The organism is Aeromonas sp. QDB11 (assembly GCF_027705265.1).
GTDB lineage: Bacteria > Pseudomonadota > Gammaproteobacteria > Enterobacterales > Aeromonadaceae > Aeromonas > Aeromonas allosaccharophila.
In genome coordinates this window covers 1-13,652 of the sequence record NZ_JAPDBM010000088.1, presented here as the reverse complement: position 1 = coordinate 13,652, position 13,652 = coordinate 1, and the positions used below count along the sequence as shown (strand labels likewise).

Sequence of the window (13,652 nt, the reverse complement as noted above, 5' to 3'; positions counted from 1 at the left end):
TAACGCCTTAAATGGCGAAGAAACGGTCTAAATAGGCTGATTCAAGGCATTTACGGGAGAAAAAATCGGCTCAAACAGGAAAAAATGAAATGACTGAGTCAGCCGAGAAGAATTTCCCCGCTTATTCGCACCTTCCTTAGCCATTCCATCGCTATTCTCAACATTGCTGGCCCGAGTGAAGCACGCAACCCCGGTATTTACTTGCAGGCGAGCGCACTACTGGAGCTTTTCTGGAGCAAGGAACATGAGCCGATCTGATGCCCGCTGCGCGACACCCTATATCTACTCGGGTGAGTTGCAGATCCGTCCCGAAGTGGATGCCGCGCTGGCTGCGCTGAAAGACAAACCCTACACCGCCATCCCTAGCTGGAAAAATGACGGAACCTGGGAGCTGTGGACGGTGGAAGGCGACGGCGAAACCAAGCCCTGCATCATCAGCGGCCCATCGACCACTTACCCCAGCGAGGCCGATGCACTGGCCGCCGGTGCGGCCTGGCTATCCGGACAACGCTGAGCAACCTCAATTCCAGCCCTCGCTGACAAAGCCAACGCCACGGCGGTTGATCTCGACCGGCGGCCTGATGTCTTGCACTTGGACAACACCCCGGCCATCACGAGCTGCCGAGCCCAAGGCCCGCTGCAGAACCAGACGCACACTGCGCGGCGGCAAGGCTTGCAGACGGGACAGGACATCATCATTCAGTCGCTCGGCAAAGGCAGTGCCCCAGCTCGACTCGTCGCGGAGGCGGTTGTAAATCGACTGCGCAATGCTTCTTACCTGCTCCGGTCTGGGAGGTTGAATGTGCAACACCGTCAGCCGTGAGCGTAGCGGCCCCGGAATCGCCTCCAGCTCATTCGCGGTCGCCATCCAATTGACATGACTGGCGTCAATGGCAAAGTCGCGGATCGACAAGTCGATGAAATCCCGCGCACTGCGCGGTTCCAGCAAGGTATAGAGTGCTGCCAGCGGATCGTATTGCGGTCTGCCGTTACTGGCCTTGTCCAGTTCATCGAGTACCACCACCGGGTTGGCCAGTGGCTGGTAGGCCAACAGCTCAAAGAGCTGGCCTGGCTCGGAATTGCTCCAAAATGATTCGGAACCGGCGAGCGGCGAACTTGATTGCGTACTCGCTATGTCGAAGACCCGGAACGGTAGCACGAGCTGATCGGCAAGCCAGCGTGCCGCCTCGGTTTTGCCGATGCCCGCCGGGCCGACCAGCAACACGGCAGGCCAGGACACCCGGCCATCGCCCAGACTGGACAAGGCGAAGTGATCACGCATCAGCTCGGCCAGTTCATGGAAGTTTGGGAAAGCCTGCGCGAACTCATCCAGCAGGGCTTTCCAGTCCGGGGGTAGCAGGCCCAGTTGGCGGCTGCCATGGCCCGCCCGCTTGATCCGCTCTGCCATCGCCTGTGCGCGCTTGAACTTGTCGTCGCCTTTTGGTCGGTGGCGATCCACGAACGCCTCCAGCCCGGCTTCATCGAGAAAGACGATGCTCGGCAAGGGCGCTGATTTAGCGGCTTCTGTCGGCTGCTCCTGAACCTGCTCCGGTTCGGCTTCACTCAAGACCGGCTCATTTTCAGCCGCCACGGCGGCACGTACATCTTCGGTCGTCACCTTGCCCAGATCGTGCACCACCTGCTGTACCCCCTGTTCGACGATGAGCTGGCGGCTGCGGCGCACTTCTTCGGCAAACAACCCTTGGATGCCGTCATGTTGCGGGCAGCGCTGGGGACGGATGCCGTCCCCGATAACCTGTGCGCCGCAGACGGGGCATTGTTGCAGCGAAAGGTGCTTGGTCTGGGCAATCAGATCGAACACTGCCGCTGCACGTTCGCTGTGGCGTCGCGGCGGCTGGTAATAAATGACCAGGCGATCCCGGTTGCAACTCACCGACAGTGAGCCCTTGAGTGCGAGCACTGTGGGCGGCAGCAGGCATTCCACCTGGGCAAACAGATGTGCTACCAAAGCCAGATGCCCCGGCGCGGGTTCGACGATCTGCCGGGCAAGCCAGGGATGCTGCTCCTTGAGCGCAGTAATGGCAGCTTCGTATTCCCGCAGGCGCAACGGACGGATTTGCTTCGGCTTGCGCATGATGGCCTCTCAAAACATCTAACTATAATTTACTATAACGCCAATTTACACGAATCGCCAAACTCCGCGCGCTCGTCTTGTCGGCCAATAAGTCTTATAGTGATTTACAGTGAATTCGCAGAGCCCGATATGCCAAGCCTTACCAACGAACAATTGCCAGCCCTTGCCGCTGCCTTGATACGACTGCGCGGGGAAACGCTGGGGCGGATCGCCGAGGCCACCGGTATCCGCACTGCCAACCTCTCGGTCTGGCTGCGTGGCAAGGAGCAGGTGATCTCCGCCAAACGACTGGTCGGCCTGTTGCACCACCTCGGTGTGGAAGGCGGCCGCCTGCGTACCGACGTGTTGCACCCTTGGCATGATCGCGGGGCGCTGGATGACAGCAAGCTTGTACTAGGCACGCTGCTGGCCAACACGCAGCCAGTGTGGTTGTTTCAGGATGAACAGCCGGGGCTCATTAAGACGCGCTTTCTGTTGGCTGGCGATGTGCTGATCCGCATGGAGATCGAGCCGGGCGTCGATCAAGCCCTTGATTTGGCGACAGTCGTCAGGGTGGATCGTGTCATCACCACCCCTGCAGCATTGGCCTGGGTGCCAATCGACTCGTTGGCATCAGCACACAACGTCCTCTTGGCGCTGGCGGAGCAGGCCGCAGCGGACGTGGGTGACGAAGAGCTGCTGGAAGGGCTGATGTTCCGTCTGACCGAAACGGTTGGCAGCAATGTCGCGTCATCACGGGGGTGGCAGCAGCTGGAACAAGCGCTGTGCCTTGCGCTCAAGACAGGAGCCCAGCCTGCCGACATCGCCAAGCTGGTTGATAGCCATTTCCGCAGCAGCGGAAAAGCGGACATGCCGCCAACTGAGTAAGCAAAAAATGCGCTGTTTCCATCCGTTGGGTTTTCAAATCGTGCTGCGCGATCGCATGACTTTTAGCTGGTCACATGCCCCGTTACTCCCAATCTGGCGCTACGTTCTTTCTAACGTCACGCTACGTTCTTCCTAATGGTGTTGTGTTGGGGCGCAAAAAAATGATGTGATGACCAACATAATACTACGTTATATCTAGTGTGCTTAACGATCTTTCTAACGTCGCACAACGTACATTCCAACATTGCGTCGTATCATCAAACACACTGCGTCATACATGTCGCGCCCAAATGTGATGGGGAGTAACGTGGCAAGAGCCTTTGTGACCAGCAAAAAATATCTGTGCGATCAGATCGGGCTGCCGGCCGACTGTGTAAACAGTGTGGCGGCATGTTGGCAACAACGTGGCAACCTTGTGCGAACAATGTGTTGAAAGAGTGGCAAGGATGGTGGCGACAATGTGGTCACCCTGTGGCGACAGTGTGTCACCATGGTGGTGACAGTGTGGCACTGCGCCCCGTGTTACCACATTCAACTTACAGCGAACGCAGTCAAAGGCAATCGGGATGCTTCCACAGCACCTAAATGGTAGACTTCAAACGATTTAAGACGACTTTGAATCGCATAATCCGAGCGCCAACGACATGAGCAAAGAACCGTGGGTTACCGCCGAGCACGTCGCCCAGCACTTGGGCGTGGCCAAGGACACCGTGTACCGCTGGCGCGAGCGCAAGGGTCTGCCCGCGCACCGCGTAGGGCGGCTGTGGAAGTTCCAGCTCTCGGAAGTGGATGAGTGGGTACGAGCTGGAGGTGCCGATGAAGAATCGGGCGATGGGAGCGAACAAAAATGAATCCAGCAGGGGAAGGTGACGCGTGAGCTTGGAAGGGCAACTCCTTGACCAAAAGTCCTTGCGGGCCGTGACTGGCAAGACGGCGGACTGGAACGAAATTGCTAAGGATTGCATTGCCTTTGCCAATGCAACCGGTGGCCGCCTACTGCTGGGGATCGAGGATGGCCAGAGCGAGCCTCCCGCCGATCAGCGTGTCCCTCCAGACTTGCCTGACACATTGCGCCGCAAGTTGGCAGAGCGCACGGTCAACATGACGGTGCTGCCGGATGTCACCATCGCCCCTAATGGCGGCCAATACATCGAATTGCTCATTCCGCGCGCCATGGCCGTTGCATCTACCACGGACGGCCGCTACTTCCTGCGCGTAGCCGACCAAAGCAAGCCCGTGACGGGTGATGACGTTATGCGCCTCGCCAGCGAGCGTTCCGCATTGCCATGGGAAACGCAAACCACCTTGCATGTTCCACGTACCGAAATTGATCCTGCCAAACGCGACAAGCTGCTCGAAGCCTTGCGCGCATCGGATCGCGTCAAGCCTTCCGTGAAAGAGAAGTCTGACGATGAGTTGCTCGATCACTATCAGCTCGCACAAGGGCCGAACCTCACCAATCTGGGCGTGCTCAGTCTCGGTCGCCAGCATCATCGCGCTCAACTGACCACCGCTCCGGTCATCCAGTTCATCAAGTACGACGAGCACGGACAGAAGGTCAACAAGCTGGTCTGGGACGACCACACGCAAAGCCCGATGGAATTGATCGAAGCGGTCTGGCAGGCGGTGCCTGACTTTCGCGAGCGCTACGAACTACCCGATGGCCTGTACCGCCAGAACGTGCCCGCTTTCGATGAAATCGTGGTGCGCGAGTTATTGGTCAACGCATTGGTACATCGTCCCTACACCCAGCGCGGTGACATCTTTTGAACCTGCATCCAGACCGGCTGGAAGTGGTCAACCCTGGACCGCTACCGCTGGGCGTCTCGCCGCAGAACGTGCTCCACACTACGGTACGCCGTAACGAACACCTGGCACGCCTGTTCCATGACTTGAAGCTGATGGAGCGGGAAGGCAGCGGCTTCGACAAGATCTTCGAGGTGCTGCTCTCTCAGGGCCGCCCGGCTCCCGAGTTGATCGAGACCCACGATCGTGTGCAGGTGACAGTGCGCCGCCGCATTCTCAAGCCTGAGGTCATCGACTTCATTGCGAAAGCGGACCAGACCTATCAGCTCACGCAGCGCGAGAGGATCGCGTTGGGCCTATTGGCGCAGCAAGATGCCCTGACGGCACGCGAGCTGGTAACGTCGCTTGAGCTGCCGTCGGTTGAAGCATTGCAACCTTGGCTAAAGCGCCTACTGGACTGGCAGTTGGTGCAAAGCGCCGGGCGTACCCAGGCAACACGCTATTTTGTTGACCCCAGCCTGCTGCGCAGCCTCCAGTTCACCGGCGAGACCACCCTCAAACGCATTGAGCCACACCGCTTGGCCGCGCTGGTACTGGAAGACCTGCAGCGCTACCCCAGGTCGGCCATCAGCGACATCCACCAGCGCGTCGGCGGCGAAATCCATCCCAAGCAAGTCAAGCGCGCGCTGGAAGAGCTGATCGGGCGCGGGGAAGTCCGCTTTGAGGGTAACAAGCGCTGGCGGCGCTACTGGGCGGTGGCATGAGCAGCCTATCGGACAACCTGCGCACTATCGTCGATAGGTGGGCGATAGAAGCCGGGCGATATGTTGGTGACCGCCTTAAGAATCAAGGATTTCTATCGACCCAAGGCGAAGAAGGCCGGGAGATAGAACGCGGCCCTATTGCCGTAACAACCCATTTACTCCTGCTCAAGCATCGCGCCTGAGCAGGGCTCAACGAATCGAAACAGGACTTTAAAATGACAAGCAATGAACAACGCGCTGCCCTACAGCGCCAGATCTGGGCCATCGCCAATGACGTCCGCGGTGCCGTCGATGGCTGGGACTTCAAGCAATACGTACTGGGCACCCTGTTCTATCGCTTTATCAGCGAGAACTTCATCGACTACATCACCGGCGGCGACCCTTCTGTTAATTACGCCGCCATGGCGGACGATGATGCGAACATCGCTGCCGCCAAAGATGACGCCATCAAGACCAAGGGCTACTTCATCTACCCCAGCCAGCTGTTCGTCAATGTCGCGGCCAACGCCAACACCAACGAAAGCCTGAATACCGACCTGGCCAACATCTTTGCCGCCATCGAAGCCTCCGCCAACGGCTACCCCTCCGAGCGCGACATCAAAGGCCTGTTTGCTGATTTCGACACCACCAGCAACCGGCTTGGCAATACTGTCAAAGACAAGAACGATCGTCTTTCCAAAGTGCTCAAACGCGTGGCTGAGCTGGACTTTGGCGGCTTCGATGCAAGCCACATCGACCTGTTCGGCGATGCCTACGAGTTCCTGATCTCGAACTACGCCGCCAACGCCGGCAAGTCGGGCGGCGAGTTCTTCACGCCGCAGCATGTGTCCAAGCTGATCGCACAGCTTGCAATGCACAAGCAAACCAGCGTCAACAAGATTTACGACCCCGCCTGTGGCTCCGGCTCGCTGCTGCTGCAAGCCAAGAAGCACTTCGATCAGCACCTGATCGAAGACGGCTTCTTCGGGCAAGAAATCAACCACACCACGTACAACTTGGCGCGGATGAACATGTTCTTGCACAACGTGAACTACGACAAGTTCAACATCCAGCTCGGCAACACCCTGACCGAACCGCATTTTGGCGACGACAAGCCCTTTGATGCCATCGTTTCCAACCCGCCGTACTCGGTGAAGTGGATTGGCTCGGATGACCCGACCTTGATCAACGACGACCGCTTTGCCCCGGCTGGTGTGCTCGCGCCCAAGTCCAAGGCCGACTTTGCCTTTGTATTGCACGCACTGAGCTACCTGTCCAGCAAAGGCCGTGCCGCCATCGTCTGCTTCCCAGGTATTTTCTATCGCGGCGGGGCCGAGCAGAAAATCCGCCAGTACCTGGTGGACAATAACTATGTCGAGAGCGTGATTTCGCTCGCGCCCAATCTGTTCTTTGGCACCACCATCGCCGTGAACATTCTGGTGCTAGCAAAGAATAAGAAGGACACCACGACCCAGTTCATCGATGCCAGCGGGCTATTCAAGAAAGAAACCAATAACAACGTACTGCTGGATTCGCATATCGCGCAAATCATGGCCGTGTTTGATAGCAAGGCAAACGTCGATCACTTTGCCAAGTCGGCACCGCTGGAAGAAGTCGTCGCCAAGGAATACAACCTGTCGGTTAGCACCTATGTCGAAGCCAAAGACAACCGCGAAGTGGTGGACATCGAAAAACTCAATGATGAGCTAGAAACTACGGTCGAAAAAATCAACCAATTGCGCGCAAAAATTGATGAAATTGTTGCAAGGTTCGGAGATGTGGAAGCTGAGAGCTTCGTTGTAAAAATACTCCAAGGATATGAAGTCAGCTGGACCGCCTTGGGAGATAACGAGTTCGTTGAAATAGCAAACAATGCTCGAAGACCCGTAAAGGCATCTCTGCGGAAGCCGGGTGAGACCCCATATTTCGGTGCCAATAACATTCAAGACTATGTAGAAGGCCATACTCACGATGGCGAGTACGTTTTGATAGCGGAGGATGGTTCGGCTAGTCTAGAGAATTACTCGATTCAGTATGCAACGGGTAAGTTCTGGGCCAATAATCATGTCCACGTTGTTCGCGGAAAAGCATGTTTGAACACGAAATTTCTGTACCACTATTTGCGTACAGTTAACTTTATTCCCTATTTGCCAAACAAAGACAGGTCAAAGTTGACAAAAGGCGACTTGATAAAAATACCCATCCCTCTTCCTTGTCCCAATAGTCCAGAGAAGTCTCAGGAGATTCAAGCGGAAATTGTCAGCATACTAGATTCATTTGCAGAGCTTAATGCAGAGCTTAATGCAGAGCTTAATGCAAGAAATAAGCAACACAACTTTTATCGCCGCGCTCTATTGGGATTTTCTACGCAAGAGGTAGCGCTATAACATGGGCAAGACGTTGACCGAAATTGCTCAGCAGCTGAAAGACGCCAACAAGAAGGTGCAGCTGATCTATGCCTTTAATGGCACAGGGAAAACACGCCTATCTAGAGAGTTTAAAGAGTTAGTTGCAGAAGAAATTGATGCGGATGGTGAAGATGCAGAGGCATCAGATTTGGCTCGGAAAAATGTCATCTATTACAACGCCTTCACCGAAGACTTGTTTTTTTGGGATAATGACTTGAATGATGATGAAGACAGAAAGTTAATAATACATCCCAACGCATTTACAACATGGGTGCTCGAAGAGCAAGGACAGGGTCCGATAGTCATTGATTACTTTCAGAAACTAACGAATAGCAACATAGAGCCGCAATTCAATGCCGATTTCTCCGAGATCCACTTTACAATAAGAGGAGATGAGGAACATACACCAATTAAGATTTCTAAGGGTGAGGAAAGTAATCTGATTTGGTGCATGTTTTACAGTCTTTTGAATCTGATTGTAGAGGAGTTAAACACTCCTGCAGAGGAACGAAGCACAGCTGACTTCAATCAATTAAAGTACGTATTTATTGATGACCCTGTTAGTTCACTTGATGACAATCATCTAATTGAGCTAGCTGTTGACATAGCAAAGTTGGTTAAGTCCAGCTCTACTGGCTTGCAGTTTATAATCACGACACACAGCCCATTGTTTTACAATATTCTTGCGAATGAATTCAACAACAAACTAGCCAAAGATCCAGATGCTGAAATTATTGATTGGCTATATAGACCAGGAGATTCAAAAAAATACCGTTTTGACAAGAATGCAGATGGTACCTTTGAACTCACGTTACTAGATCGAAAAACTCCATTTTCATATCATCTACATCTGCTGTCTGAGATTAGAACAGCCATTGCCAGTGGCCAGCTAAAAAAATATCATTTTAGTTTTCTAAGAAATATCTTTGAGAAAACGGCCACGTTTTTAGGATATGACCATTGGGAGAATCTACTCCCTAGAGCTGCTGACGGAAATCCAGACCCATTTTTCAATCGAATTCTGAACCTTTCAAGTCATTCTGCGCATGCGGCTGAGGAGGCTGGTGAAGTCGAAGCTCACGACAAATATAAGCTAGAAGAACTTGTTAATTTCTTAAGCAGTAAATATGGATTCTGGAACGAGCCTCAGGAAGTGCCAAATGACTGATTACAAAACCATCGCAGAATCCAATACTTTTATCGTTCTGGATAAATACACCCAAGAATGGAAGGTCGCAGAAGGCTACCAGAGCGAAAGTGATCTGGAGCGCGAGCTGATTCAGGATCTGGTCAATCAGGGTTACGAATTCCTGCCTACGTTGAACACGCCGCAAGCCTTGCTGGCGAATGTGCGCGCGCAACTGCAGGCGCTCAACAACGTGCAGTTCTCCGACGGTGAGTGGGCGCGATTTGTTGAAACCTACCTGGACAAACCCAGCGACAGCATCGTCGACAAGACGCGCAAAATTCATGATGACTACATCCATGACTTCGTGTTTGACGATGGCCGCATCCAGAACATCTACCTGCTGGACAAAAAGAACGTTACCCGCAACAAGGTGCAGGCCATCCGCCAGTTTGAGCAAACCGGTAGCCATGCCAACCGCTATGACGTGACCATTCTGGTGAATGGCCTGCCACTGGTACAAGTAGAGCTGAAGAAGCGCGGCGTGGCCATCCGCGAGGCTTTCAACCAGGTGCATCGCTACAGCAAGGAGAGCTTCAACAGCGAGAATTCCTTGTTCAAGTATTTGCAGCTGTTTGTGATCTCCAACGGCACCGACAGCCGCTACTTCGCCAACACCACGCAGCGCAACAAGAACAGCTTCGACTTCACCATGAACTGGGCGAAGGCGGACAACACGCTGATCAAGGACCTGAAGGACTTCACGGCCACCTTCTTCCAGAAACACACCCTGCTTAATGTGTTGCTGCATTACTCGGTGTTCGACGTGAGCGATACACTGCTGGTGATGCGCCCTTATCAAATCGCAGCCACCGAGCGCATTCTGTGGAAGATCAAGAGCGCCTATCAGGCCAAGAGCTGGAGCAGTCTTGAGGGCGGTGGCTTTATCTGGCACACCACCGGTTCCGGCAAGACGCTGACCAGCTTCAAGGCGGCGCGCCTGGCCACCGAGCTGGATTTCATCGACAAGGTGTTCTTCGTGGTGGACCGCAAGGATCTGGACTACCAGACCATGCGGGAATACCAGCGCTTTTCTCCCGACAGCGTGAATGGCTCTGATAGTACGGCTGGCCTCAAGCGCAATCTGGAGAAGGACGACAACAAGATCGTCGTCACCACCATCCAGAAGCTCAATAACCTGATGAAGAGTGAAGGTGATTTGCCCATCTACGGCAAACAGGTCGTGTTCATCTTCGATGAATGTCACCGCAGCCAGTTCGGTGAAGCGCAGAAGAACCTGCAGAAGAAGTTCAAGAGGTTCTATCAGTTTGGCTTTACCGGCACCCCAATCTTCCCGGAGAACGCGCTGGGTGCGGAAACCACCGCCAGCGTATTCGGCCGCGAGTTGCATTCCTACGTGATCACCGACGCGATCCGCGATGAGAAGGTGCTGAAGTTCAAGGTGGATTACAACGATGTTCGCCCGCAGTTCAAGGCCATCGAGACCGAGAAGGACGAAAAGAAGCTGAGTGCGGCAGAGAACAAGCAAGCCCTGCTGCATCCTGACCGCATCCGCGAAATTACCCAGTACATCCTGACCAACTTCCGGCAGAAAACCCACCGCCTGCACGCGGGCAACAAGGGCTTCAACGCTATGTTTGCCGTGAGCAGCGTCGATGCCGCCAAGCTGTATTACGAGTCGTTCAAGACCTTGCAGAAGGATAGCGACAAGCCTTTGCGCGTGGCGACCATCTTCTCCTTCGCCGCCAATGAGGAGCAGGATGCTATCGGCGATATTCAGGATGAAAGCTTTGATGTATCCGCAATGAACAGCAGCGCCAAGGAGTTTTTGAGCGCAGCCATTGCGGATTACAACGCACTGTTCAAAACCAACTTCAGCGTGGATAGCAACGGCTTCCAGAACTACTACCGAGACCTGGCCAAGCAGGTGAAGGCCAAGGAGATCGACCTGCTCATCGTGGTGGGTATGTTCCTGACCGGCTTCGATGCGCCCTCGCTCAACACGTTGTTTGTCGACAAGAATCTGCGCTTCCACGGACTGATGCAGGCCTATTCGCGTACTAACCGCATCTTTGACGCCACCAAGACCTTCGGCAATATCGTCACTTTCCGCGACCTGGAACAGGCGACCATCGACGCCATCACCTTGTTCGGTGATAAGAACACCAAGAACGTGGTGCTGGAGAAGAGCTACCAGGAGTACATGGAAGGCTTCACCGATGCGGCCACCGGTGAGGCGCGACGTGGTTTTGTCGCCGTGGTGAACGAGCTGAAAACCCGCTTTCCCGATCCATCGGCCATTGAAAAGGAAGCTGACAAAAAAGCCTTCGCCAAGCTGTTCGGCGAGTACCTACGCGTCGAGAACGTGCTGCAGAACTATGACGAATTTGCCAGCTTGAAGGAATTGCAAAGCGTCGACATGACCGACCCAGCAGCGGTCGAGGCATTCAAGGCCAAGCACTACCTGAGTGATGAAGATCTGACCGAGCTGCAAGCCATCACGCTCCCGCCCGAGCGGAAGGTTCAGGACTATCGCTCGACCTACAACGACGTGCGCGACTGGCTACGCCGTGAGAAGGCTGGGGCCGAGAAAGAGAAGTCCACCATTGACTGGGATGACGTGGTCTTTGAGGTGGACCTATTGAAGTCTCAGGAAATCAACCTGGACTACATCCTGGAACTGATCTTCGAGCACAACAAGAAGACCAAGAGCAAGTCTGAACTGGTGGATGAAGTGCGGCGTGTGATTCGTGCCAGCCTGGGCAACCGCGCGAAAGAAAGTCTGGTGGTGGACTTCATCAACCAGACCGATTTGGACCAGATCGGCGACAAGGCCAGCGTAATTGAGGCCTTCTTCACTTTCGCTCAAGCGGAACAGCAGCGAGAGGCTGCAGAGCTGATTAGCGACGAGGGCCTGAACGCAGAAGCCGCCAAGCGCTATATCACCAACTCACTGAAGCGCGAGTTCGCCACCGAGAATGGCACGGAGCTCAATGCGGTTCTGCCTAAGATGAGCCCATTGAACCCGCAATTCCTGACCAAGAAGCAGACTGTCTTCCAGAAGATCGCTGCCTTTGTTGAGAAGTTCAAGGGTGTAGGCGGGCAACTTTGACTGCTCCTCCCCCTGAAGGAAGAGGATTCTGGATCAAGCCACAGACCGCAGACACAGCGGCTTGTGAGAGCCTGGCCCCGAAGAGCCTGCATCCGCAGTGAGGGTGGTATCCAGCAACATGCCGCCAGTCAGACGGTCTACGCCGCGCCGTAGTGTTACGGGGCGGCGATACTTCACCAGCTCGGGGGGAATGCAGTTTCCGGCGATTATCCGCCCGTCGTTCTGGTATTTGTTCAGTTGGTTACAGGCACCAACATTGTCCCGAATGCCCACATAGCCGCACTGGCGGCAATGGTAGACTCGGCCTGCGGGTTTATGGCGATGGCCACACGCAGGACAGGTTTGCGAGGTATAGGCTTCGTTCTGCTTGACCAGCTCGATGCCCCGGCGTTTGCCCTTGTAGGCCAGATAGCCATAGAGCTGGCCCAGCGGGTTACCCGAGTTGCCTTGATTCAGACGACGCGAGCCTTGCTTCTGTTTGCGCTTGTTGCGCGGCATCTCTGTGATGTCACCGACCACCAGGGTTCCGGCCTCACGCGCTTGGCAGAAGTCCAACATCTGGTTGGCAGCATGGTGCAGCAGGTTGTGAACCTGATTGCGGTAGCGCTGCAACATCCGGGCTTTGGCCACACGCAGTTTGCGGTTTTGCCGCGAGCCCTTTTGGGTTTTCGACAGCGCGGTCTGATAGATGGCCAGCCTGCGGTTCTTGCCCTGTACCAGCGAGCGCAGTCCACGGCCGACAATGCCACTGGATTGAATGCCATCGGTCATGACAGCCAGATGGATGATGCCCATATCGGCGGCGACCACATTCATTCCGGCAGAAACCGGCTCGGCCACGGTTTGACGCAAAGTCAGGCGCAGTTCCCGAAAGCCCAGCTCGACTGCCACAATCTTTCCCGATGGCAGGCTGGCTGGCAGCTTCACGGTGAGCTTTTTGCGTCCGGCGCCGTTGGACAAGGAAAGCCGGTTACCCTGACGACGAATGGCCGAGGGCTTCCACATGACCACCTGGAATTTTCTCTGGTCGCGCCACGGATAGCGGGCGCTCTTGTCGCCTGCGCTGCGTTTGGTGCGGGTGGAGTCGATATTGGCGATGAACTTTTCGATGAGTGCCTGGATGGTTTGGGAATGCAGACCAAACCGGCCTTTGAAATGTTGTTTGAGCTGGCTTTCGGAGGGCCATGCCCAGTGACGGCGGCGGCAGTATTTGTGCAACCGGACCAGTCGGCGCCAGAGTCGCCCGGCCTCGACCCGCAGCTCGGTCTGTCTGCGAGTCGGCGTACCGATATTGACTTTGATGACCCGGAAATCTTTCACAACTGGCGGCTCTGGGTTATTACGCTGGATATATATACAGCAGCATTGCGCAGGACTGGTTCACAAGCAAGTGCAGCCTTATATCCCCGCCATAAATGACGGGGTTTTACGGCCTGGCTGATAACCAAGCGATTATCTACCCTCACATGATTGTGTAGAAAAACCACCTACACACGTTCAAAAAATCTGGAATAATAAAAATGCTTGGTCGGGC

10 protein-coding genes are annotated in these 13,652 nt (G+C 54.9%); 8 read left to right on the top strand and 2 right to left on the bottom strand.

Translation table 11 applies throughout. From position 1 onward, the window contains the following. Positions 1 to 244 precede the first annotated feature (244 nt). A complete protein-coding gene (locus OKC40_RS20405; protein ID WP_017936950.1) occupies positions 245 to 514 on the top strand; it encodes a hypothetical protein in 270 nt (89 codons plus the stop codon). Positions 515 to 520: 6 nt separating this feature from the next. Here the strand turns inward: OKC40_RS20405 and OKC40_RS20400 are convergent, their stop codons facing one another. After that, positions 521 to 2,095, bottom strand: coding sequence for an AAA family ATPase (locus OKC40_RS20400; protein WP_270796777.1), 1,575 nt, complete (start codon positions 2,093 to 2,095; stop codon positions 521 to 523). 129 nt (positions 2,096 to 2,224) lie between these two features. Between OKC40_RS20400 and OKC40_RS20395 the strand changes: the two genes are divergently transcribed. The 7 genes from OKC40_RS20395 (at position 2,225) to OKC40_RS20365 (ending at position 12,118) form a co-directional block, all read left to right on the top strand. Further along, the gene (locus OKC40_RS20395) at positions 2,225 to 2,962 is read left to right on the top strand and encodes a hypothetical protein (RefSeq protein WP_270796775.1); all 738 of its coding nucleotides are present in this window, start codon (positions 2,225 to 2,227) and stop codon (positions 2,960 to 2,962) included. A gap of 644 nt (positions 2,963 to 3,606) precedes the next feature. Further along, positions 3,607 to 3,813, top strand: a complete 207-nt coding sequence (locus OKC40_RS20390) for a helix-turn-helix domain-containing protein (protein ID WP_161507985.1) — start codon at positions 3,607 to 3,609, stop codon at positions 3,811 to 3,813. 28 nt (positions 3,814 to 3,841) lie between these two features. Beyond that, complete coding sequence (locus OKC40_RS20385) at positions 3,842 to 4,732, top strand: AlbA family DNA-binding domain-containing protein (protein ID WP_270796773.1); 891 nt, start codon at positions 3,842 to 3,844, stop codon at positions 4,730 to 4,732. Continuing rightward, positions 4,729 to 5,472, top strand: a complete 744-nt coding sequence (locus OKC40_RS20380) for an ATP-binding protein (protein ID WP_270796771.1) — start codon at positions 4,729 to 4,731, stop codon at positions 5,470 to 5,472. The genes OKC40_RS20385 and OKC40_RS20380 overlap by 4 nt, the downstream gene beginning before the upstream one ends. Positions 5,473 to 5,687: 215 nt before the next feature. After that, a complete protein-coding gene (locus tag OKC40_RS20375) occupies positions 5,688 to 7,838 on the top strand; it encodes a type I restriction-modification system subunit M (protein ID WP_270796769.1) in 2,151 nt (716 codons plus the stop codon). Position 7,839: 1 nt separating this feature from the next. After that, complete coding sequence (locus OKC40_RS20370; RefSeq protein WP_270796767.1) at positions 7,840 to 9,027, top strand: AAA family ATPase; 1,188 nt, start codon at positions 7,840 to 7,842, stop codon at positions 9,025 to 9,027. Further along, entirely contained in the window at positions 9,020 to 12,118 is a 3,099-nt protein-coding gene (locus OKC40_RS20365) for a type I restriction endonuclease subunit R (protein ID WP_270796765.1), read from the top strand. The genes OKC40_RS20370 and OKC40_RS20365 overlap by 8 nt, the downstream gene beginning before the upstream one ends. A 33-nt stretch (positions 12,119 to 12,151) precedes the next feature. On the opposite strand, the gene OKC40_RS20360 is transcribed toward OKC40_RS20365, so the two are convergent. Further along, a complete protein-coding gene (locus tag OKC40_RS20360; RefSeq protein WP_270796763.1) occupies positions 12,152 to 13,438 on the bottom strand; it encodes an RNA-guided endonuclease InsQ/TnpB family protein in 1,287 nt (428 codons plus the stop codon). Positions 13,439 to 13,652: the final 214 nt, after the last annotated feature.